Here is a 23,302-nt window from a genome sequence, read left to right as displayed (position 1 = left end):
GGCGCCGCGGCGGGCCGCCGCGCGGGCCACCGTGTCGCCGATCGAGGCCGCCGGTCCGGCGCAGTTGACGACTGTGTGGCAGCCGGCGCAGAAGGCGTCCAGGCTCGCCGGGTCGGTGACGTCCACCGCCCGCGCCTGGACGCGCGGGTTGTCGCCGTCGAGCCGGCCCGGGTCGCGGGCACCGGCGCGGACGACGTCCACGCCCCAGGCCAGCAGGTGGGCCAGGGCGTGCCGGCCCACCCCGCCGGTGGCGCCCACCAGGGCGATCGTCGCGGCCACGTCAGCCGTCCCCGGCGATCGGGCCGGCCCACGCGCCCGGATCGTCCGGCACCCGTCGCACGGTCAGCTCCCCCAGGCACACGTCACGCCACCAGTCGACGCTCGTCGGCTCCGGCTCCGCCGCGCACAGCACCGTGACGTCACCCGCGTACGGGGAGCTGCCGTAGCCGTCGCCGTCGACCGGGTCGGCGATCACCAGGGTGGCGACGTCCACCCCGGACTCGGTGAGCTGCCGGGCCAGCTCCAACGCCAGCACCCCTGCCACACCCCGGCCCACCAGCGTCAGCTCCCCGGCCGACAGGTGCTCGGCCAGCGCGGTGGTGTAGTCGGCGGCGAGGCGTTGCACAAGCGGCGCCGGGTCGAGCCCCGCGTACCGGTGCAGGCCACCGTCGACGATCCCGCACACGGCCCCGCCGGCGGCCAGTCGCTCGGCCAGCCCAGCGTAGGAGTCGAGGCTGCCGCTGCCGTCGTGCACCAGCACGTAGCGCGCCGGGCCCGCACCGGCCAGCGTCACCACCTCGCCGGTGTCGCTGACGGCCGGCTCCTCGTCGGGTCGGGCGCCGCCGACGACGGCCAGGTGATCGGCAAGGTCCGCGACGGTCGGGTGCTCCAGGATCCGGCGCAGCAACTCGTCGAAGAACACGTCGGCGGCGGCCGGCACCCGTTCGGCGAGCTGACCGGCGAGTTTCGCGGCGAGCAGGGAGTCACCGCCGAGGGCGAAGAAGTCCGCGTCCCGCCCGACCCGTTCCACCCGCAGCACGTCGGCCCAGACGGCCGCGATCTGCTCCTCCACCTCGGTGAGCGGGGCGGTGGCGGTCGCCTCGGGACCGGCCGTCGTGGCCGCCACCAGTGCGCGTACGGCCGCCCGGTCCAGCTTGCCGTTGGCCGTGCGGGGCAGCTCGTCGACCACCTGCACCAGGCTCGGGATCATGTAGTCGGGCAGCCGGTCGGCCAGGTGCTCCCGCAGCTCGTCGGGCACCACCCGCCGCCGGTCGGCCTTCACCCGCGCGGCGATGATCCGCATGCCGAGCCCGGCCATCGGGTCGGCGGCCGGCGGCAGGTCGAGTACGGGCGACGCTCCGGCGGCGGCGAGCAGGTCGCGCCACTCGTCGCCGGTGAGGAACGTGCGGTCGGTGCCGTGGCGCAGGTCGGCGAAGTCGCCCAGGTCGTCGTCGAGCCGCACCAGCAGCTCCAGCGACGTCATGATCTGGTAGTGCTCCCGGGTCATCTCCAGCAGCACCAGGTGCCCGCCGGGGGCGAGCAGCCCGCGCAGCCGCGCGAGGGTGGCCGGCACGTCCCGGGTGGCGTGCAGGACGTCGCCGGCGATCACGATGTCGGCGCTGTTCGGCGCCATCCCCTGCCCGGCCAGGTCGGCGTCGAGGTCGAGCTGTGCGAAACGCAGCCCGGGGCGGTCGGCGAAGCGTTGCCGGCCGGCGCCGAGGAAGAACGCCGACAGGTCGGTGTAGAGGTAGTCGACGTCGAGACCGTCCAGTGCGTCGAGCACGGCGGCGGTCGTACCGCCGGACCCGGCGCCGACCTCGACGACCCGCACCGGCCCGTCCAGCCGCTCGGCCAGTGACCGGACGGTCGCCGCCGCGACCGCGTTGGCCCACCTGTTGAACAGGGCGTCGGCGTAGAGGTTGTCCGACACCTCCAGCTCACCACCGGGAAAGAGCAGTGCGAGGGGGTCCTCGTCGCCGCGCAGCAGCGCCGGCAGCGCCGCGGCGCTGGCCTGGAAGTAGCGGACCAGCTCGGGGGACTCCCCGACCGCCGCCGCCCGCTCGGCCACCGCGTCCCAGGCCCGTGCGGCCGGCGGTGGCCCGCCGATAAGCCGGTAGCCGTCGTCGTCGTGGCGCAGCACCCCGCTGTCGGTGAGAGCCCGCAGCCAGCGGCGCAGCAGCCGGCGGTGCCGGGGTGCGACGCGGGTGGCGGCGTACATCTCGTCCAGGCGGTGCGGGCGGTCGTCGAGCGCGAGACCTGCGGCGCGCAGGGTGTCCAGCATGGCGGCCAGGCCGAGCTGGTCCAGCTCGTGCAGGTACGCCTCGTACGCGCCCAGGTCGGTGCCGGCGACGAGCGCGGACCCGGCCGTGATGGGCCCGGCCGGGTCGACCGGCTGCCCGGGGCCGGGTTCGACGGCGGCGGGCCGTACGACGGCGGCCAGCCGCCTCTCCAGTGGACGGTCGCCGTCGACCACGGCGATCGCCCCGCCCACGCCCGGGTGCGCCAGCAGCGCCGACTCGACCTCGGCCAGCTCGATCCGGTGACCGCGGATCTTGACCTGGAAGTCCTCCCGGCCGAGGAACTCGATCGTGCCGTCGGGCAGGTAGCGGCCCAGGTCGCCGGTGCGGTACAACCGCTCGCCGCTGGACGGATCGGTGACGAACCGCTCGGCGGTGCGCGCCTCGTCGCCGAGGTAGCCCAGCGCCAGCCCGGCCCCGCCGATGTACAGCTCCCCGGCGACCCAGTCCGGGCGAGGCCGCAGCGCGGCGTCGCGGACGTGCCAGGTCTGGTTGGTCAGCGGCACCCCGTACGGGATGCTGCGCCAGGACGGATCGACCCGCCCGATCGGGTGGATGATCGACCAGATGGCGGCCTCGGTCGCGCCGCCGAGGCTGACCACCGCCAGACCGGGGACGAGCTCGCGGATCTGGTCCGGCAGAGTGACCGGGATCCAGTCGCCGCTGAGCAGGGCCAGCCGCAACGAGGGGACCCGGACCATCGGCGCGGCGGCGAGATAGTCGGCGAGCATCTGCATCTGCGCCGGCACCGAGTTCCAGATGGTGACCTCGTTCTCGGCCACCAGCTCCGCCCAGTGGGTCGGGTCGCCCCGCCGCTGCGGTGCGGGCAGCACCAGCGCCGCGCCGACCGCCGGCGGGCCGAACAGGTCGTAGACCGACAGGTCGAAGCCCAGACTGGCCAGGCCGAGGACCCGGTCGTCCGGCGTCACCTCGAACCGGGTGTTGATGTCCGCCACGGTGTTCAGGGCCGCCCGGTGAGTGATCACCACGCCCTTCGGGGTGCCGGTCGAGCCGGAGGTGTGGATGACGTACGCGCGCTCGTCCGGGCCGACCGTGCGGGCCGGCATCCCCGTCGGCGCGGGCCCGTCCAGGTCGTCCACCGCGATCGGCGTGACCGCCTCGGGCCAGTTGCCGCCCACCCGGTCGGCCTCGGTGAGGACGTGCCGGATGCCCGCGCCGTCGAGGATCAGGTCGCGGCGCACGGGCGGCTGGTTCGTGTCGACGGGCACGTACGCCGCACCGGCCAGCAGCGCGCCGAACACCGCTACCACCTGCCGCCAGCCCTTGTCGGCGACCACCGCGACCAGGTCCCCGGGCCGGCAGCCGGTCTCGGTCAGCCGTGCGGCCACCGCCGTGGCACGGCCGGTGAGCTGCCGGTAGGTGAGGGTGCCGTCGGCGGCCACCACCGCCACCCGGTCCGGAGTTCGCAGCGCCTGGGCGAGCACCCCCTCGTGCAGCAGCCCGTCGGGCAGCGGCGCGACGGTGTCGTTGACCTCGGCGCGGCGGCGGGCGCTCGCCTCGGGCAGCGCCACCGGGGCCAGCTCCTCCCACGCCTCGTCGGTGGCCGCCAGCCGGCGCAGCAACGAGGCGTACGCGGCGAACATCTCGTCGACCACACCGTCGGGAAAGACGCCCTCGCGGACGTCCCAGTTGGTGGCCAGCCCACCCGAGCGTTCGATGTTCTGGCAGTCGATCCAGACCTGCGGGGTCTGGCTGATGCCGTAGCCCAGCTCGCCGAAGCCCTCCACGCCGGTGTCGCCGCCCAACCCGATGGCGCTGGTGAAGACGATGGGCATCAGCGCGGCGTCGGCGCCCCGACGGCGGGCCAGCTCGCGGACGACATCGACGCCGGAGAACCGGCGGTGGTCCAGGTCGGACCAGAGCTGCGACTGGATGCGCTTGGCCCGCTCCTGCACCGGCGCGTCCGGGCTCTGGTCCACGGCGAGCAGGCTGACCGAGGTGAAGTCGCCGACGATCCGGTCCACCTGCGGGTGCGTCGGCGTCCGGTTGAGCAGGGTGACGTCGACGGTGAAGCGCGGGTGCACGCTCCACGCGGCGATCACCTCGACGTACGCGGCGAGCACCGCGCCCGACGGGCTGATGCCGTGCTGCCCGGCGCGCTGACGCAACCCGGCCCACTCGGTCGGATCGAGCCGCAGGTCGAGGCGACGGAAGCGGGGTGGCGCGGCCGTGGCGTCGCCGAGCAGCGGCAGCTCCGGCGCCGGGGGCAGGTCGTCGAGCCGGGCCAGCCACCAGTCCCGGTCGGCGTCGTGGCGGGGGCCGCCGCGCAGCGGTTCGGTGGCCAGCAGGTGGTCGCGGAACGTCAGGGTCAGCTCGTCGGTGGGCGGGTCGCCGGCGTAGCGGCGACCCAGCTCGTCGAGCAGGATGTTGATGCTGACGAAGTCGCAGATCAGAAAGTCGATCGAGAAGTGCAGGACGCTGCGGTGCGGGCCGCGGGTGACCCGCAACGCGAACAGCGGCCACTGCTGCGGGTCGTAGCGGCGGTGGTCCAGCTCCGCCCGGGTGGCGGCCACCGCGTCGGCGAAGCCGGCCGCGTCGGCGTCGCGCACCTCGATGCGGTACGCCGGCACGTCGGGGCGCACCTGCTGGGAGCCGTCGCGGTTGACGACGGCCCGCAGCATGTCGTGGCGGGCGACGACCTCGTGCCAGGCGCGTTCCAGCCGGTCCACGTCCAGGTCGGTGAACGTCAGCTCGCCGTAGCCGTGGCAGCCGACGCCGCCGTAGGCGAACGAGTCGCCCCGCCCGAGCAGGTACGCGCTCTGCACGTCGGTGAGCGGGAACGGCTCGTACCGTTGCTCGGGGTGCGGCACCGCGCTGGGCGCGGCGGCGTCGCGCAGCACGGCGAGCACCTGCTCCTTGTGCTGGCGGAGCGCGGCGCGGCGCTGGTCGGTGAGAACTCCGGTGGGGGCCCGGAAGCGGAGCTGGCCGTCTTCCTCCCAGAGCTGCACACCGACCTGCGCCAGCTCGGCGATGAGGTCCTGCCCGTTCATATGGCCCCTTCCTCGTACGTGCCGGCGGCGTGCTGCACGGCGGTGGCCAGGTCCGCGATGGTTGGTCGGTCGAGCAGGCCCCGCATCGGCAGGTCGACGCCGTAGCGTTCGCGCAGCGCGGCCAGCAGGCGGGTGGCGAGCAGGCTGTCCCCGCCGAGGCTGAAGAAGTTGCGGGTGCGGCCGGGAACGGGACAGTTCAGCAGCTCGGCCCAGAGCGCGCCGAGGTCGCTCTCCAGGCCGGCGTGGGGTGGCTCGTCGGCCGGTCCGCTGTCGCCGCCGGCGAGCAGGGTGGCCACCGCCGTCCGGTCGATCTTGCCGTTGCCGCTCAACGGCAGCGCGTCGAGCACGGCGACGTGCTCGGGCACCATGTACGCGGGCAGCCGGTCGACGACGAACGCGCTGGTGGCGGCCGGGTCGAGGGTGACGCCCGGCTCGGGGACGACGGCGGCGGCGAGCCGGCGGGTGCTGGCGCCCACGGCCACCACCACTGCCTCGCGTACCCCGGGGCAGTCGGTCAGCGCCGCCTCGACCTCACCCAACTCGATGCGATGGCCCCGGATCTTGACCTGGAAATCCGCCCGCCCGAGGAACTCCAGGGTCCCGTCCGGCCAGTACCGACCCAGGTCACCCGTGCGGTACCAGCGCACCCCGTCGTGCGTCACGAACCGCTGCGCGGTGCGCTCCGGATCGCCCCGGTAGCCGGCGGCGACCCCGGCCCCGCCGATCCACAACTCGCCCACCACCCAGTCCGGGCAGTCGCGCCCCCGCCCGTCCACGACCCGGTAGCGCTGGTTGGGCAGCGGGAAGCCGTACGGGATGGACCGCCAGTGCGCCGGCACCTCGTCCACCTCGAACGCGTTGGACCAGATGCCCGCCTCGGTGGCGCCGCCGAGGGCGGTCAGCCGGGCGTCCGGTCGGCTGTCGACCAGCCGGTCCCGCAGGTCCAGGCCGACCCAGTCGCCGGAGACCAGAGCGTGCCGCAACGCGCCGAGTGGTTCGTCGCCGGCGGCGGTGAGCAGCATGTCGAGCAGGGCGGGCACGGTGTTCCAGATGGTGACGTCGTGCTCGCGTACGAGCCGCAGCCAGGCGCGGGCGTCGCGTCGCTGCTCCTCGCCGATCAGCACCACAGCCCCGCCGACGCCGAGCAGGGCGAAGATGTCGTACACCGACAGGTCGAAGTCCAGCGCCGACACGGCCAGGACCCGGTCGTCGGGGCCGAGGCGCAGCCGGTCGTTGACGGCCGCGATGGTGTTTCCGGCCGCCGCGTGGGACACCTCGACGCCCTTGGGCTCGCCGGTGGAGCCGGAGGTGAAGATGACGTACGCCAGCGACGCCGGCTCCACCGGGACGCAGCCGTCCAGGGGCGGGCCGCCGTCGCCGGCCGGGTCGAGTCCGTCCGCGCCGACGACTGTCTTCACGTCGGCGCGGGTGAGGATCCGCTCCCGGCGCACCGCCGGCTGGTCCACGCCGACCGGCACGTACACGCCGCCGGCGGCGAGCACGCCGAGCACCGCGACGACCTGGTCGACGCCCTTGGGAAGACACACCCCGACCGCGTCACCCGGCGCGACCCCGGCGCGCGTCAGCGCTCCGGCCAGCGTCAACGCCCGAGCGGCCAGGTCCCCGTAGGACACCGCCACCCCGTCACCGCACACCGCCACCCGGGCCGGCTGGCGGGCCGCGGTCTCGAAGAACCCGTCGTGCAACAGAGTCGGCGTGATCGGCGCGGCCGTCGCGTTCACCCGCTCACGCACGGCCCGCTGCCCGGCGGGGAGCCCGACCGGCACCTGCCGCGCCCAGCTTCCGGCCGCGAGGGTGGTCAGCAGCTCGACATACGCGGCGAACATGGTCTCCACCACGTCGGGCGGGAACAGCTCGGCCACCACGTCCCAGTTGATGCTCAGGCCGCCGTCGCGTTCCATGACCTGGTTGTCCAGCCACACCTGCGGGGTCTGCGAGGCGCCCCAGATCTGCTCGCCGAACGGCAGCGCCATGCTGACGAGCTCGTCGCTGATGCCCAGCGCGCTGGTGAAGACGACGGGCATGGCGGCGGGGGCGCCGGTACGCCGCGCGATCTCCCGCAGCACCCAGATGGCGGAGACGGCGTTGTGTTCCATGCCGTCCCACATGCGCTCCTGAAGGCGACGTACCACGGTCAGGAAGTCGTCGGCCGCGCCGGGGCGGTGCGGGACGAGCAGCAGCGAGGTGAAGTCGCCGAGCACGTGGTCGATGTCGGGGTGCACCTCGCGGCGGTCGAAGAGGGTCAGGTTGAGGGTGAGGTCCGGCCGCGCGCTGAAGGCCGAGAGCACCTCGGCGTACGCGGTGGCGAGCACGGCGGCCGGGCTGACCCCGTGGGCGCGGGCGGCGTTGACCAGGGCGGTCCACTCGGCGGGGCCGAGCCGTGCCGCGTGGCGGACGAAGCGGGGGGCGCGCACCCGGTCCGGGTCGACGGCGAGCGGCAACCGCGGCGCGGGGGGCAGCTGCGCGGCCTGCGCCGACCAGTAGCGCCTGTCGGCCTCGACTGTCGCCTCGTCGGGCCGGGCGGTGAGGACGTAGTCGCGGAACGACACGCCGATCGGGCGCAGCGGCGCGTCGAGGTCGACGTAGAGGGCGGACAGCTCGGCGAAGACTGTCACGATGCTGAGCGCGTCGAGCACGATGTAGTCGAAGCTGAACGCCAGCCGGACGCGGCGCTCGCCGTACCGGACGGCCTCGATGGCCACCAGCGGCCAGCGGGTCGGGTCGGCGATCCGGTGCGACAGCCGTTCGCGCAGGTCGGTGAGGGCGGCCTCGCCCTCACCGACCTCGATGGTCACGTCGGGCACCTCGGGTTGGACACGTTGACGTCCGTCGGCGTCGAAGACGGCCCGCAGCATCTCGTGCCGGCGAACGAGGCGGTTCCAGGCGGCGGTGAGTCGATCGAGTTCGACGTCCTCGCCGTCGAACTCCCAGTACCAGTGGGAGCCGACCTCGCCGAGGGCGAAGTCGCCGCTGCGGCCCATCCAGTACGCCCGCTGCACGTCGGTCGGCGGGAACGGCTCGTGGCGGTGCGCCGGGTCGGCCACGAAGGTCCCGGTCAGGGCGGCGCCCGTGTCGAGGCGTACGCCGGCGGCGAACCCGGCGAGCGTCGGCTCGGCGAAGAGGCGGCGCAGTTGTCCGCCGGCCAGCCCGACCGAGCGCATGCGCCCGAGCAGGCGGGTGGCGAGCAGGCTGTCCCCGCCGAGGGTGAAGAAGCTGTCGGCGCGGCCGACTGTCGGCACGCCGAGCAGGTCGGCCCAGAGGATGGCCAGCGCCGTCTCGACCGGCCCGACGGGCGGCTCGAACGCGGTGGACCGGCCGGTGCCCTCGGCGAGCCGTCGTGCCACCGCCGGCCGGTCGATCTTGCCGTTGCCGCTCAACGGCAGCGCGTCGAGCACGGCGACGTGCTCGGGCACCATGTACGCGGGCAGCCGGTCGACGACGAACGCCCGTACGGTCTCCGGGTCCACGCTGGACGCCTCGGGGACGACGGCGGCGGCGAGCCGGCGGGTGGTGGTGCCCACGGCCACCACCACTGCCTCGCGTACCCCGGGGCAGTCGGTCAGCGCGGCCTCGACCTCACCCAACTCGATGCGATGACCCCGGATCTTGACCTGGAAATCCGCCCGCCCGAGGAACTCCAGGGTCCCGTCCGGCCAGTACCGACCCAGATCACCCGTGCGATACCAGCGCACCCCGTCGTGGGTCACGAACCGCTGCGCCGTGCGCTCCGGATCGCCCCGGTAGCCGGCCGCCACCCCGGCCCCACCGATCCACAACTCCCCCACCACCCAGTCCGGGCAGTCCCGCCCCCGCCCGTCCACCACGCGGCAGCGCTGGTTGGGCAGCGGAACCCCGTACGGGATGGACCGCCAGTGCGCCGGCACCTCGCCGACCTCGAAGACTGTCGAGTGGATGGCGGTCTCGGTGGTGCCGCCCAGGGCGACGAGCCGGGCGTCCGGGCGCAGCGCCACCAGGCGGTCGCGCAGATCCAGGCTGACCCAGTCGCCGCCGAGCAGGGCGAGCCGGAGGTGGTCCAGCCCGCCGTCGGCCTCGGCGGCGGTCAGCAGCATGTCCAGCAGCGCGGGGACCGACTGCCAGACGGTGACCCGGTGCGTGTCGACGAGCCGACGCCAGGCGTTCGCGTCGCGTCGCTGCTCCTCGCCGATCAGCACCACCGCCCCGCCGACGCCGAGCAGCGCGAAGATGTCGAACACCGACAGGTCGAAGTCCAGCGCCGACACCGCCAGGACCCGGTCGTCCGCGCCGATGTCGAACCGTTGGCGGATGGCCTCGATGGTGGTGCCGGCGGCGCGGTGCGGCACCTCGACGCCCTTGGGCTCACCTGTCGAGCCGGAGGTGAAGATGACGTACGCCAGCGACGCCGCGTCCCCGGGCACGCACCCGTCCAGGGGCGGGCCGCCGTCACCGGCCGGGTCGAGCCCGTCCGCGCCGACGACAGTCCTGACGCCGGCCCGCTGCCAGATCCGGCCCCGCCGGGCGGCGGGCTGGTCCACGCCGACCGGCACGTACACGCCACCGGCGGCGAGCACGCCGAGCACCGCGACGACCTGGTCGACGCCCTTGGGCAGACACACCCCCACCGCGTCACCCGCCGCGACTCCGGCCCGCGCCAACGCCCCCGCCAGCGTCAACGCCCGAGCGGCCAGCTCCCCGTAGGACACCGCCACCCCGTCACCGCACAACGCCACCCGACCCGGCTCCCGCGCCGCGGTGGCGAAGAAGCCGTCGTGCAGCAGGCCGGGCGTGATCGGCGCGGCTGTCGCGTTCACCCGCTCCCGCACCGCCCGCTGCTCCGGCGGCAGCAGGTCGCCCGGCGACGCGACCCAGTCGCCGTCGATCAGGCAGGTCAACAGCCGGACGTACGCGGCGAACATCGCCTCCGACACACCTGTCGGGAACAGCTCCGCCACCACGTCCCAGTTGAGGTACAGGCCCCCCTCGCGCTCGGTGACCTGGTTGTCCAGCCACACCTGCGGGGTCTGCGACGACGTCCACACCGGGTCACCGAAGCACTCCCGCACGTCGGTGCCGAACAGGTCGCCGAGGCTGAGCGCGCTGGTGAACACCACCGGGGCGAGCACGGCCTGCTCGGAGCGGGCGCGGGCCAGGTCGCGCAGGACGTCCACTCCGGAGTACGCGCTGTGCGCCACGTCCCGGGCGAACTGCTCGCCGAGGCGTCGGGCGCGGTCGACGAACGGCACCTCGTCGGTGGCGTCGACCTCCAGCAGCAGCAGGTTCGTGAAGTCCCCACTGAGCGACGGCACGTCCGGGTGGTACGGCGTCCGGTCGTACAGCGGCAGGTTGAGCAGGAAGCGTTGCCGGCTGCTCCAGGCGGCCAGGACCTCGGCGAAGGCCGTCAGGAACACCATCGACAGGGTGACGCCGTGCTCGCGCGCGCGGGCGGCGAGGCGGTCCCGGTCGGCGCCGGAGAGCCAGTGGTGGTGGCGGGTCACGCGGTGTCCGCTGACCCGCTCGGGGGCCACGGCCACCGGCAGGTCGGGCCCGCCGGGCAGGTCGGGCACCCGCTGGCGCCAGTAGCCGGCGGCGGCCTCGCGGGCGTCGGCCCGATGCCGCTCGTGGGTGGCCAGGTACCGGGGGTAGCTGTAGCCGATGGGTGGCAGCGGTTCGTCGGGCCGGCGGTAGAGATGGGCGAGGTCGCCGAGGAGCACCCGGAAGCTGTGCGCGTCGGCGACCAGCATCTCGATCTCCACGTGCACCCGGCTCGCCCCGTCGGGCAGCAGGCAGAGCTGGATGTCGAACACCTCACCCCGGTCCACCCGCAGGGTGCGGTGCGAGAGGGTGGCGCGCAGGTCGGCGAGCCGCTGGTCCCGCTCGTACGCCGGCAGGTCACGCAGGTCGTGCACGGTCAGGCCGGGCCAGGCGCCGTCCGGGGTGATCTGCTGCCGGCCGTCGTCGAGGAAGCGGGCGCGCAGCATGTCGTGGCGTCGCACCAGGGCTTTCACGGCCCGGTCCAGCCGGTCCGGGTCCACCTGCCGGCCGTCGAACTCGTTGTAGAAGTGCGCCCCCACACCGCCGAGGGCCTGCTCCCCGGCCCGCCCGACCCAGTACGCGTGCTGCATGGTCGCCAGGGCAAACGGCTCGTCCGGGTCGATCGTCACCTCGTCGGCGGCGGCGGCGGCCGGCTCGTCGGCGGGCGAGGCCGGGTGGGCCAGCGCGTGCCACTGCCGGACGGTGCGCAGCTCGATGAGCTGGGCGAAGGTGAGACCCGCGCCGGCCCAGCGGGCCGCGAGCCGCATCAGCCCGATCGAGTCAAGCCCGCGTTCCAGCAGATCCTCGTCGGGCGACACCGGCTCGTCGAGCAGCGACGCGACGTCGTCGCACATGCCGTCGAGGGTCAGCGTGGTCGGCACTGGCATGTCTTCTCCCGACTCCTCAGGCGCGGGGAACGCGGATCGAGCGGTCGGCGAACCCGATGAGGTCCAGCCGCTCCAGGCCCTCGCGGACGCGGGGAGTCAGCAGGCCGATGTTGGCCAGCGCGGTGACCACGCGGGCGAAGATGGCCTGCCGATACTTGATCATCAGCTCGTTGTGGGCGGCGAAGTCGACGCCCTCGCCCCGGTCGACCTCGATGCGGTCCCAGACGTCCTCGAGCAGGAACCGGCGGCGCATGAGACTCGCCGAGTCGAGCACCATCTCCTCGCGGTCGGCGAGTTCGGCGCTGGTCATCTCGCGGTAGATGCCCTCCAGCGACAGCACCCCGAACGACACGTGCCGGGCCTCGTCGCGGGCTACGAGGCGGGTGATGTCGCAGATGAGGCGGTCGTGGAAGGTGCTGTTGGCCAGCCGGAACGCGGCCATCGCCAGGGCCTCGACCACGATCTGCATGCCCAGCGCGGTGATGTCCCACCGGGAGTCGGAGAGCAGGTCCTCGATCAGCTCGGACAGCGCCGGGTTGATCGGGTACGGGTGGGGCACCTTCTCGCGCAGGTAGCGGGAGAACGCCTCGACGTGCCGGGCCTCGTCGGCGGCCTGGCTCGCGGCGTAGTACTTGCTGTCGAGGTCGGGCACCACCTCGACCAGGCGCGCGGCGACCACCAGCGCACCCTGCTCACCGTGCAGGAACTGGCTCACCATCCACGACTGGAGTTCCCAGCGGAACGTGTCCCACATGGGCCGGCCACGCCGCGCCAGCGGGGACGCCTCGAACGACGCCATGGCGAACGCGGAGTCGTCGGGCAGCGGCTCACCGAACGGCACCTCGATCGACCAGTCGACATCCGTGCTGGCGTTCCACTGGGCGCTCTTGGCCCGTTCGTACAGGGAGAGGACCCGGGGCATCTCGGACTCGTAGTGCCACGTCAGCTGCGCACGCACGGGGGTGGTCACCGACAGACCAGACATGCGCCCAAGGTACCGAGAGAGAACACAAGATGCCAGACCCTTGATGACAGATACAACGACGGGCGGTACCGTCGTGGCGTGGCCCCCCGACCCGTACCGGCCTCCGTGGGACAGCGACTGCTCGGCATCATCGAGCACTACCGGGCGGACCACGGGGCGTTGACCTGCCCGCTGCTGTGCCGCCTCACCGGCGCAATCGACCTGAGCGCGCTGGAACGGGCGCTCACCGCGCTGACCGCACGGCACGAGGCGCTGCGGACCACCGTCGTGGGTCGCGGACCACGGCTGTCCCAGCTCGTGCACGACCCCCGACCCGTCGAGCTGCGGGTCGTCGACCTGCGCGGCGAGCCGGATCCGCCCGCCGCCGCCGACGCCGCCGTCACCACTGAGCTGGCCACCCGGGTGGACGTCACCCAGTGGCCGACCCGGGCCACCGCCTGGCGGGTCAGCGACCACGAGGTGATCGTGTGCTTCACCATGCACCACCTGGTCACCGACGCGTGGTCGTGCGGGCTGCTCTTCGAGGAGCTGCGCACCCTCTACGCCGACGCGCAGGCAGAGCTGCCCCCGGTGCGCTGGCAGTACCCGCAGTTCGTCACCTGGCAGGAGGATCGGCTGGCCGGCACCGAACTGGACCGGCAACGCGAGTTCTGGCGCGCTCAGCTGACCGGGCTGCGGCTGCCGCGCCTGCCGTACCGCGAGCCGCCCCCGGACGCCACCCCGGGCGTGCTGGCCCGGGACCTCGACGCCGACGTCGCCGACGGGCTGCGCGCCCTGGCCCGGCGACACCGCACGACGCTGTTCACCGTGGCCCTGGCCGTCTACTACGCGGTCCTGCACCGGGTCACCGGGCAGGGTGACCTCGCCGTCGCCTCGCTGTTCGCCAACCGTGCCCGGCCCGAGAGCCAACGCACCGTCGGGTTCTGCGCCAACATGGTGGTGCTGCGCACCCGGCTGCCACCCTTCGCCACCTTCGCGGCCCTGCTCCAGGCGACCCACGCGACGACCGCCGCCGCGTTCGCCAACCAGGAGCAGCCCTACCAGGCCGTCGCCACCGGCAGCGCCAACCTGGGCGGCCGGGTCGACGACGTGGTGTTCCAGATGATGGCCGAGCTGTCCCACCGCGTACGCGTCGGCGACACCGAGTTCGAGTTGCTCGTCCCCGAGGCGATCGGCAGCCGCTTCGGCACCGAGCTGGCGCTCGCCCCGCGCGGCGACGGCCTGCGCGTGGTGCTGTTCCACACGCCACGGCTCGCCCCGGCCGACGCCGAACGCCTGCTCGACGGCTACGTCACCGTGGCGCGGGCGGTGGTGGGCAACCCCGCCGTCGCGCTGTCGGCGCTGCTACGCCGCTAGGGCGGGTGTCGACACCCCTAGCCCGCGATCAGCTCGGCCCCGCGTTCGCCGATCATGATGCTGGTCAACGCGGCCGGCGCGCGCAGCGGCACCGGCACGATGCTGGCGTCGACGACCCGCAGGTTGGCCACGCCGCGCACCCGGCACCGCCCGTCCACTACCGCGCCCGGGTCGTCGGCCGCGCCCATCCGCGCGCCGCCGACCAGGTTCAACCGGCTGTACGTGGTGGCGCGCAGCAGGTGGTCGAGCTGTTCGTCGTCGCCCACCACCGCGTCGTCGACGAGTGCGAACCGGGCGACCGTCTTGGTGAAGGCGGCCTGGTTGGCGATCTCCCACGCGTGCCGGTACGCGTCGCGCATCCGGGCCAGGTCACCCTCGGCGGTGTAGAACCCGAGGTCGACAACGGGTGGGCTCGTCCCGTCGGCGTCGCGCACCGAGATGCGCCCGCGCGAGGCCATCGCCATGTCGCCGATCATCACGGTGTTGACCTGGTCGACACCGATGATCCGGTCCAGACCCGCGCCGGGCCCCCGCGACGTGCTCATGCCGGTGAACAGGCTCAGGTAGAACGCCTGGTCGGCCTCGTGGCCCGGGATGCCGGCGAGCCGGGCGATGAGCTGCGTACGCGGCCAGTCGCCGCCGATCGTCTCCGGCTCGGGGACCACCAGGATGATCGCGCCGGGCTGGTCGATCACGTCGGCGCCCACGCCGGGCAGGTCGACGAGCGGCGTGACGCCGGCCGCGCGCAGCTCGTCGGCGGGGCCGATCCCCGAGCGCAGCAGCAGAGCCGGGCTGTACGGCGAGCCGGCGCAGAGGATCACCTCCCCGGCGTCGATCCGCTCCCCCGCGACCTGCACACCCACCGCCCGACCGTCGTCGAGCAGGACGCGCTCGACCTCGGCGTCGCCGCGAACGACCAGATTGGACCGCGACCGGGCGGGGTCGAGGTGGGTGAGGGCGGTGGACATCCGCAGCCGGTCGCGCCGGTTCTGCGGGTACGTCCCGATGCCGACGGCGTCGGGGGCGTTCATGTCCTCCTGGTAGTCGTGGCCCAGGCCCAGTGTGGCCTGCAGGAAGCCGTCCATCGCCGGCGTCAGCTCACCGCGCGGCCACCTGGTGATCGGCACGGGCCCGTCGGCGCCGTGGTGGTCACTGTCGCCGAACTGCTGGTCGGCCTCCAACCGGCGAAACGCCGGGAGCACCGCCGGCCAGTCCCACTCCGGCAGGCCGCGGCCGCCCCAGGAGACGAAGTCGGCGGCCGGGGCCCGCATCGCGCCCCGGTCGTTGATCTGCGTCGAACCGCCGACCACCCGACCGCGCCGCAGCGGCGCCTCCCGCCCGGCGACGACTGTCGCCCGCAGATCCCAGTCGAAGCCGTCCTCGGCCTCCACCGAGCCGGTCCGCAACGCCTCGGGCACCGCGGCCCCGACCAGGTCGGGGCCGGCCTCCAGCAGCAGCACGGAACGGGCCGGATCCTCGCTCAGGCGGGCCGCGAGCACCGCGCCGGCCGCGCCCGCGCCGACGACCACGAAATCGTAGCGAAGCATGGGCTCAGCGTAGCCGAACACACGACATGCCAGGACGCATCACATGTGCTATCCGCGATTCTTCATTAGACTCTCGGGTATGAGCAGAGGCCCGGAAGTCATCCCCACCCTGCGCTACCGCGACGCGCCGGCCGCCATCGAGTGGTTGGTCGACGTCGTCGGTTTCCGCGCCGAGCTGGTCGTCCCCGGCCCGGACGACTCCATCAGTCACGCGCAACTGACCTGGGGCAACGGCATGGTCATGCTCGCCTCCCAGACGGACGGCAGCGACGGCCGACTCGTTCTGGACGCCGGGCCCGCCGCGACCTATGTGGTGCTCGACGACGTGGCGGCGCACTACGAACGGGTCGTCGCCGCCGGCGCCGAGGTCGTGCAGAAGCTCCGCGACGAGGACTACGGCGGCCAGGGCTATTCGGTCCGCGACGCCGAGGGCAACCTGTGGAGCTTCGGCTCCTACCGACCCGGCTCGTCCTGACCACCGACCGCTGACCCACGGCGCGCGGTCAGCTTCCGCCGCCGTGGGGCCGGCTCGGCCCACGAGCCTTCGCGGCAGGGGTCAGTCGTCCAGCAACAGCCCGGCCAGCTCGGCCCGGGTGCCGGCGACCGTGCCGTCGAAGGTCGCCAGCCACCACGCCCGGCGATACCAGTGGTGCAGCGGCTGCTCCCACGTGAAGCCGCTGCCGCCGTACGTCTGGATGGCCACCTCGCAGGCGGTCATCGCGGCCTCCCGGGCGGCCACACCTGCCGTGAGCACCGCCCGGTCGGCGACCCGGCCCGGTTCGGCGTCGACCGCCCACGCGGCCCGGTAGGCCAGCGACCGGGCCGTCTCGACCTGGCCGTAGCACTCCGCGAGGGGGTGCGCGACCGCCTGGTTGGCGCCGATCGCCGCTCCGAACTGGGTGCGGGTGGCGGCGTACCCGCTGGCCCAGCTCAGCGCCCTCGCCGCCACGCCGACGGCCTCCGCGGCCAGCAGCGCCAGGGTCCGCCGCCGGGTCAGCGCGAGCACGTCGGCGGCGGCGTCCGCGGCCACGAGGAGCGTCGACGGTACGCCGGTCAGCTCCACAGTCGAGACCTGACGGCTCGGGTCCAGGGCCTGCCCGCCGGCCCCGGCCGGCGTCGCCACCGCCGCCGACGCGTCGACCAGGCGCAGCTCGATCCCGTCCGGCCCGGTCGCGACCACCACCAGGTCCACCACGTCGAGCGCGTGCGGCACGCGGATCGCGCGGCCGGTAAGTGTCCCGTCGGCGGCGACGGCGCAGCCGACCCCCGGGGCGGACGCCGGCGCACGGGCGGCGGCCACCGCCTCGGCGAGGGTGCCGGGGCCGTTCGTCCACGCCCAGGCCAGCGTCGCGGGAGCGGCGACCGGTCGGCCCGCCGCCCGCAACGCCGGGCCGGCCAGGCCCACGGTGGCCCACCAGGGTGACGGGCTGCGCGCCCAGCCCATCCGTTCGGCGAGCAGCGCCAGCTCGACGGTGCCCAGCTCGACGTCGAGCCAGCCCAGGTCGGTGACCTCGGCCCACGCCTGGCCGTCGTCGGTGGCCCGGTCGTCGGCGAGGTACTTCGCCGCGGTGTCCCGCAGCGCCTCCTGCTCGCCGGTCAGTGCGAAGTCCATGAGGTCTCCCCTCGTCGTGGGCGAGTCGGTGCGTCAGTACGACCGGGGCAGGCCCAGTACGCGCTCGGCGACCAGGTTGCGCAGCACCTCGGAGGTGCCGCCCTCGATGGTGTTGGCGCGGCTGCGCAGCATCTGGTGCCGCCAGTAGCGGTCCCAACCGTCCGGTTCGGCATCGTCGCCGAGCAGCTGCACGGCGAGGGTGGTGAGCCGTTGGTGCGCCTGCGACCAGCGCAGCTTGATCACCGACGTCTCGGGACCCGGCACCCCGGTACGCGCCAGCGCGGCCAACCCACGCCGGTTGGTCCAGCGCAGACCCTCCAACTCGACGTAGCGGGCGGCGATCTGGTCACGCACGACCGGGTCCGTGTCGCGGCCACGGGCCTTGGCGGTCGCGACCAGCCGGCGGAACGCCACGTCCAGCCGGGCGGTCAGGGTGAACCCGAAGGTGCCCCGCTCGTGGGCGAGGGTGGTCATCGCGACCCGCCACCCGTCGTCGAGCGCACCGACCACCGCGTCGAGCGGCACCCGCACCTCGTCGAACTCGATCTCGGCGAACTCGGCCTCGCCGGTCATCTGCCGGATCGGGCGCACCGTGACGCCGGCCGAGCGCAGGTCCACCAGCAGGCAGGTCAGCCCGCGGTGGCGGCGCTGGTCGGGGTCGGTGCGCGCCAGCAGCAGGCAGTGGTCGGCGAGGTGCGCGTACGACGACCACACCTTGCGCCCGGTCACCACGAGCTCGTCGCCGTCGCGGCGCGCGGCGGTCCGCACGGCGGACAGGTCGCTGCCGGCCTCCGGCTCGGAGAAGCCCTGACAGAAGATGACGTCCCCGGTGAGGATGCGCGGCAGGTACCAGGCGCGCTGCTCGGGCGATCCGCAGGCGATGATTGTCGGCCCGACCATGCCCAGGCCGATGACTCCGATGTGCTCGGCGGCCTCGGCGCGGGCCGTCTCCTCCAGGTAGATCGCCTGGTGGGCCGGGGACAACCCGCGTCCGCCGTGCTCGGCCGGCCAGGTCAGGCCCGCGTACCCGGCGGCGTGCAGCGCGCGGGTGAACGACCGCACCGCCTCGATGTCGCCCCACCGACCCTGCGGCGGCGCCCCGTCCGGGTCGGCGGTCACCGGCACCGCGCCCGCCAACCAGGCCCGCAGGCCCGCCCGGAACTCCGCCTCCTCGGCGCTGTCACGCAGATCCATGCGCCGCATCGTACTCGTATCTGGTTTTGATCTGCAGTATCTTGTTTTCACGCGTCCCGACGCCGGAAGGGGTCCTCGATGGCCAGTCTCGCGGACGACGCCGCGGTACGACAGACCGCACCCGGGCACTACCAGGCCCACCTGTGCGAGGACTGGTCGGTCTGGGGACCCAACGGCGGTTACCTGGCCGCGATCGCGCTGCGCGCGGCGGGCGAGGAGGCCGGCGCCATGCTGCCGGTGAGCCTGAGCTGCCAGTTCCTCGCGCCCCCGCGCTACGGCGAGGTCGACATCGAGGTCACCCGCGTGCACGGCACCCGCCGCGCCGCAGCCCTGCACGTCACCCTGCGCCAGCGCGGCCGGATCCTGCTCGCCGCGTACGTCTGGACCATCGCCGTCGGCCTCATCGGCCCCGAACGGCGGTGGATGCCGCCACCGGATCTGCCCAAGCCCGACGAGCTGCCCACCCTGGTCGAGCTGATGCGCCGCGACGGCCTGCCGGTGCTGCCGATCTGGGAGCGGTGCTACGAGGTACGGCTGTCCGGCTGGCCTGCCGGCGGCTGGCAGCCGCAACGCGACGGTGTGCCCACCATCCGGGGTTGGCTGCGGCTGCACGAGGAGTTGCCGGCCGACGCGGACCCCTGGCTGGCGGCGGCCCGGCTCGTCTTCGCCGTCGACGTGGTGCAGTTCCCGGCGGTGGTGCAGGCGTTCGAGCGGACCACGTTCATGGCCCCGAGCATGGACCTGTACGTGGGCTTCCAGGGCGGCGACGACGGCACGGGCTGGCTGCTGGTGGAGGGTGAGGCCGCCGCCGCCACCGGTGGGGTGCTCGGCGCCCGCGCCCGCGTCTGGTCCGACAGCGGGCTGTTGCTGGCCACCGGCGGGCAGCAGATGCTCTACCGGATGGCCAGCCCCGTCTGACGCGGCTCAGCCGTCGGCGCGGCGACCGAACCGGCGCACCGCTACCAGCAGGCAGACCCCACCCAATCCGAGCACCCACGCGAGGGTCTGCAGCACCGGCCATCGCACCGGCCCACCGCTGGACAGGCCGACAAGCGCCTCGGTGGCCACCGAGAACGGGTTGGCCCGCACCACGGGCTGCACCACCGAGGGGAACGCCGACACCGGCACGAACCCCGAGGAGAAGATGAACAGCAGGGTCGCCGGGCCGGTCAGCGACGGCGGCAGCGACTCCTCGTCACCGGGGCCGGAGCCCCGCCACAACGCGATCGCCGCCCACAACACACCGAACAGCGCGATCACCGCGAAGAAGCCGACGACGGCCAGCGGCCCCTCCCGGAACCGGAAACCCAGCAGCATCGCCACGCCAGTGGTGAGCGCTCCGATGCCGACGATGCGCAGCACGTCACCGACGACCCGACCGGCCAGCAGCGCCCCCGGCGCCACCGGCATGGTGCGCAACCTGTCGACCAGCCCGCCGCGCAGGTCCCGCAGGAAACCGACGGCGCTCGACGGCGACCCGAACGCGGCGGTGGACAGCACCACCAGCGGGGCCAACCGCTCCAGGTAGTGCTGCCGGTCGCCGTCACCGACGATCCGGCCGAACACCGCGTACTGGGTGAGCAGGAGCAGCACCGGGAACGCGAACGAGTAGACCAGCGCGGGCGGCGCCCGGAAGAACCGGCGAAGGTTACGCCCGGCGAACAGCGAGGCCTGCGTGACGGTACTCATCGGCTCCTCCGAAACGAACGTGCCGCGGCCGCGCCGAACAGCAGCCCCAGGACCAGCAACCAGACCAGCGCCGGCCACACCCTCTCGTCGGCGCCCTCGGTGGACAGCGCCCGCAACGCGTCGACCTGGGCGGAGAACGGTGACACCTCGACCACCGGTTGCAGCCAGCCCGGAAACGCGTCGACCGGGACGAAGGCGGTGGAGACCGTGGTGAGCACCAGGTACGGCAGGGTCAGCGCCGAGTACACCTGCTCGGGGTCGCGGGCGCCCAGCCCCAGCGCCGCGCAGCCGGCCGCGAGCACCACCGCGAAACCGACCGCCAGCAGGACGAAGCCCGCGGCGCGGGCCGCCCCGGCGGTGAACCGGAAACCGACGAGCACCGCGGCGACGAGGATCACCGCCACCGCGACGGCGGCGCGGGCGGCGTCCACCACGAGCCGGGCCGCCGGCACCACCACCGCGCTCATCGGCAGCGTCCGGTACCGGGAGATCAGACCGCTGCGGGCGTCGCCGGCGATCAGGTAGCAGGCCGACATGGCGACCAGGGCTGTGGTCTGCACGACGATCGCGGGCGGAAGGAACTGCTCGTAGGCGATCCCGTAGTCGGACATCAGCCGCTGGAAGACCACCATGAAACCGGCGAAGAACGTCAGCGGGAACACGACTGTCAGGCCGACCGACCGGCCCGCGCGGGCCTGGCGCAGGTTGCGAGCGGCCAGGACGGCGAACTGCCGCAGCCCGCTGGCCGGCACCGCCGTTGCGGTGCTCACCGCCCGGCCCCCGCCGCGTCCGCCTTCTCGGTGTCGTCGGACCCGGTCAGGGACAGGAACACCTCGTCCAGGGTGGGCCGCCGCACGGTGACGTCGTCGGCCTCCACACCCGCCGACTCCAGCCGCCGCACCACCTCGGTCAGGGTGCCGGAGCCGGCGGCCAGCCGCAGCACGTCCTCGTCCTCGGTCAGCCCCTCGAACGCCGCCCGCAGCTGCGAGGCCGCGACCGCCCGGGCCCGCGGGTCCTCGATGCGCACCTCGCAGACCGCGCCGCCGAGCTGACGCTTGAGCTCGTCGGGGGTGCCCTCGGCGGCGACCCGGCCGTGGTCGATGAGCAGGACCCGCCCGGCCAACTGGTCGGCCTCCTCCAGATACTGGGTGGTGAGCAGCACGGCCGTGCCGCCGTCACGCAGCTCCCGGACGACCTCCCACAGCGCCCGCCGGCTGCGCGGGTCCAGGCCGGTGGTCGGCTCGTCGAGGATCAGCACGGGCCGGTCGACCACCAGGCTCGCGGCCAGGTCGAGGCGGCGGCGCAGGCCACCGGAGTAGGTGCGTACCGCCTTGCCCGCCACCTCACCCAGGTCGAAGCGGTCGACGAGCTCGTCCGCGCGGGCGGCGGCCGCCTGCCGGCCCAACCCGAGCAGCCGGCCGAACAGCACCAGGTTCTCCCGGCCGGTCAGCAGCTCGTCGAGGGCCGCGAACTGGCCGGTGACCGCGATGCTGCGGCGCACCTCGGCGCCCTGGGCGACGACGTCGAAGCCGGCGACGCGGGCGGTGCCGGAGTCCGGCTTCAGCAGCGTGGTGAGACAGTGGATCGTGGTGGTCTTGCCGGCGCCGTTGGGCCCGAGCAGGCCGACCACCTCACCCGCGGCCACCTCGAAGCTCACCCCGTCGACAGCCGCCGTCGCGCCGAACGACCGGCGCAGATCGCTGACCTGGATCAACTGTTGTGACATCGCACCACCCTCATGCCAGGAATGCCGGAACCATATCAACGCTTGTCTGTGTAAAGCCAGATACGAGAACGAATACTCATCCGTCGACCGGACTGCGCCGGGTGCGTAGTCGCTGGCGCGACGAGGCCGCGAACGCGACGGCGATCCGCTCGACCACCCCCGAGCGGACGCACTCACCGGCGATGCGCACGCTCGACTCGACGTCGACGGCGGTGGCCGTTCCGTGGCAGATCACGCACACACCGCGTACCCCGAGCAGCGCTCCCCCCGGCTCGGCCGCGAGCCCGTCGCGCACCGCCCGGGTCACCCGCCGCCGCCGCTCACGCGCCAACGCCCCGATGGGTGAGAACGCCCGCACCGCGTCCAGCGCCAGGCCGACGGTGGCGTCCAACGTCCGCTCGTACATCTTCAACGCCACGTCGCCGGTGAACCCGTCGGTCACCGCCACGTCGACCCGGCCTCCGAGCACGTCGTACGCCTCGATCTGACCGGCGTACCCCGGCATCGTGGCCAGCAGGAGGTGCGCGTCCCGGCGAACCGGCCCGCCCTTGACCGCCTCGTGCCCGTTGGACAGCAGACCGATCCGCGGCTCGGCCAGCCCCAACCGTCCCCGCGCGTACTCCGCGCCGAGCACCGCGAACTCGACAAGCCACTCCGGTACGGCCGCCGCCGTCGCGCCGATGTCCAGCAGGACTGTCGGACCGGCGCCCGGCACCGGCAGCACCGTGGCCAGGGCGGGGTTGCTCACCCCCGGCACCCGACCCAGCCGGACGGCCGCCGCGAGCACCGCCGCGCCGGTGTTGCCCGGGGTCACCATGGCGTCCGCCCGGCCCGCCGCCACCTCCCCGGCGGCGACCAGGAGCGAGGAGCGCCGCTTGGCGTACGTCGCGGCCACCGGATCCTCACCCATGCCGACCACGTCCGGGGCGTGCACCAGTCGTACGCCCGCCGGCGCGACACCGCCGGGCAGCAGGTCGCGGATGAGCGCCCGCGGGCCGACCAGCGCGATGTCCACAGTGCCCGCCGCGGCCAGCGCGCCGGCGATAACGGGCTCCGGCCCGAGATCCGCGCCGGCGACGTCGACCGCCACCCGCAGCCGCCGCTGCGGTGACGCGCCCGGACGCGCCATCACCGCACCCCGGCGCCGAGCCGGTCCGCCGTGGCGGATCTGCCGGTCACGCCGTCGGGTCGGTCCGGTGTCGACGGTCCAGCGGGCGCGTCCGTCGCCGGCCCGGCCGGTTCGGTCAGTGGAGAGGTCAGCCAGTGGCGCAGGACGGTACGGGCCGGCGCCAGCTCGCCCGCGAATGCGACGACCAGATCCCGGTGACCGTGCGGCGGGTCGGCCGGGCGGTCGGGACGCAGGTCGGCGGCGAGCACCTCGACCCGGGCGGCGAGGTCCGCGCCGCGCCAGCCCAGCGCGTAGCCCAGCGCCGCCTCGTCCCGGGCGGCGGCCCGCCCGGGCAGGC

Annotated in this window: 15 protein-coding genes; 3 read left to right on the top strand and 12 right to left on the bottom strand. The window is 74.1% G+C overall.

Translation table 11 applies throughout. The annotated features are described in order from the left end of the window. From B0E54_RS28555 to B0E54_RS28540, 4 genes are all read right to left on the bottom strand, one after another. Nucleotides 1-279 (bottom strand): NAD(P)H-binding protein (locus tag B0E54_RS28555; protein ID WP_234589611.1); only part of this gene is annotated, 279 nt, incomplete at its 3' end. A 1-nt stretch (nt 280) separates the two neighbouring features. After that, nucleotides 281-5,308: a non-ribosomal peptide synthetase gene (locus tag B0E54_RS28550; protein WP_234589609.1), complete on the bottom strand. Its 5,028-nt coding sequence runs from the start codon at nt 5,306-5,308 to the stop codon at nt 281-283. Next, complete coding sequence (locus B0E54_RS28545) at nt 5,305-11,727, bottom strand: non-ribosomal peptide synthetase (protein WP_234589607.1); 6,423 nt, start codon at nt 11,725-11,727, stop codon at nt 5,305-5,307. Before B0E54_RS28545 ends, B0E54_RS28550 begins: the two co-directional genes overlap by 4 nt. A gap of 16 nt (nt 11,728-11,743) precedes the next feature. Further along, nucleotides 11,744-12,712 carry a ferritin-like domain-containing protein gene (locus B0E54_RS28540; RefSeq protein ID WP_234589604.1) on the bottom strand — a complete coding sequence of 323 codons (969 nt, stop codon included), beginning with the start codon at nt 12,710-12,712 and terminating at the stop codon, nt 11,744-11,746. Nucleotides 12,713-12,790: 78 nt separating this feature from the next. Between B0E54_RS28540 and B0E54_RS28535 the strand changes: the two genes are divergently transcribed. After that, nucleotides 12,791-14,068, top strand: a complete 1,278-nt coding sequence (locus B0E54_RS28535; RefSeq protein WP_234589602.1) for a condensation domain-containing protein — start codon at nt 12,791-12,793, stop codon at nt 14,066-14,068. 17 nt (nt 14,069-14,085) lie between these two features. Here the strand turns inward: B0E54_RS28535 and B0E54_RS28530 are convergent, their stop codons facing one another. After that, nucleotides 14,086-15,615 carry a GMC family oxidoreductase gene (locus B0E54_RS28530; RefSeq protein ID WP_234589599.1) on the bottom strand — a complete coding sequence of 510 codons (1,530 nt, stop codon included), beginning with the start codon at nt 15,613-15,615 and terminating at the stop codon, nt 14,086-14,088. 79 nt (nt 15,616-15,694) lie between these two features. Between B0E54_RS28530 and B0E54_RS28525 the strand changes: the two genes are divergently transcribed. After that, nucleotides 15,695-16,090: a VOC family protein gene (locus B0E54_RS28525; RefSeq protein ID WP_234589597.1), complete on the top strand. Its 396-nt coding sequence runs from the start codon at nt 15,695-15,697 to the stop codon at nt 16,088-16,090. An 81-nt stretch (nt 16,091-16,171) separates the two neighbouring features. Here B0E54_RS28525 and B0E54_RS28520 read toward each other — a convergent pair whose 3' ends face one another. Next, nucleotides 16,172-17,227, bottom strand: a complete 1,056-nt coding sequence (locus B0E54_RS28520) for an acyl-CoA dehydrogenase family protein (RefSeq protein ID WP_234589585.1) — start codon at nt 17,225-17,227, stop codon at nt 16,172-16,174. Nucleotides 17,228-17,260: 33 nt separating this feature from the next. Beyond that, on the bottom strand, nt 17,261-18,421 hold the full coding sequence (locus B0E54_RS28515; protein WP_234589583.1) for an acyl-CoA dehydrogenase family protein: 1,161 nt from the start codon (nt 18,419-18,421) through the stop codon (nt 17,261-17,263). 78 nt (nt 18,422-18,499) lie between these two features. Between B0E54_RS28515 and B0E54_RS28510 the strand changes: the two genes are divergently transcribed. Then, a complete protein-coding gene (locus B0E54_RS28510; protein ID WP_234589580.1) occupies nt 18,500-19,339 on the top strand; it encodes an acyl-CoA thioesterase II in 840 nt (279 codons plus the stop codon). Between the two features lie 6 nt (nt 19,340-19,345). Here the strand turns inward: B0E54_RS28510 and B0E54_RS28505 are convergent, their stop codons facing one another. The 5 genes from B0E54_RS28505 to B0E54_RS28485 all read right to left on the bottom strand — a co-directional run. Continuing rightward, nucleotides 19,346-20,110, bottom strand: coding sequence for an ABC transporter permease (locus B0E54_RS28505; RefSeq protein WP_234589578.1), 765 nt, complete (start codon nt 20,108-20,110; stop codon nt 19,346-19,348). Next, on the bottom strand, nt 20,107-20,880 hold the full coding sequence (locus B0E54_RS28500) for an ABC transporter permease (protein ID WP_234589565.1): 774 nt from the start codon (nt 20,878-20,880) through the stop codon (nt 20,107-20,109). The genes B0E54_RS28505 and B0E54_RS28500 overlap by 4 nt, the downstream gene beginning before the upstream one ends. Then, the gene (locus B0E54_RS28495; protein WP_234589563.1) at nt 20,877-21,836 is read right to left on the bottom strand and encodes an ATP-binding cassette domain-containing protein; all 960 of its coding nucleotides are present in this window, start codon (nt 21,834-21,836) and stop codon (nt 20,877-20,879) included. The genes B0E54_RS28500 and B0E54_RS28495 overlap by 4 nt, the downstream gene beginning before the upstream one ends. A gap of 76 nt (nt 21,837-21,912) precedes the next feature. Next, entirely contained in the window at nt 21,913-22,965 is a 1,053-nt protein-coding gene (locus B0E54_RS28490; protein WP_234589548.1) for a phosphate acyltransferase PlsX, read from the bottom strand. Beyond that, nucleotides 22,965-23,302: hypothetical protein (locus tag B0E54_RS28485; RefSeq protein ID WP_374109330.1), on the bottom strand; the 338-nt coding region annotated here is incomplete at its 5' end. The genes B0E54_RS28485 and B0E54_RS28490, both read right to left, overlap by 1 nt.

This window comes from Micromonospora sp. MH99 (genome assembly GCF_021442385.1).
In the GTDB taxonomy this organism is placed as follows: domain Bacteria; phylum Actinomycetota; class Actinomycetes; order Mycobacteriales; family Micromonosporaceae; genus Micromonospora.
The sequence above is the reverse complement of the archived record's forward strand: the minus strand, read 5'-3'. Positions and strand labels throughout refer to the sequence as shown.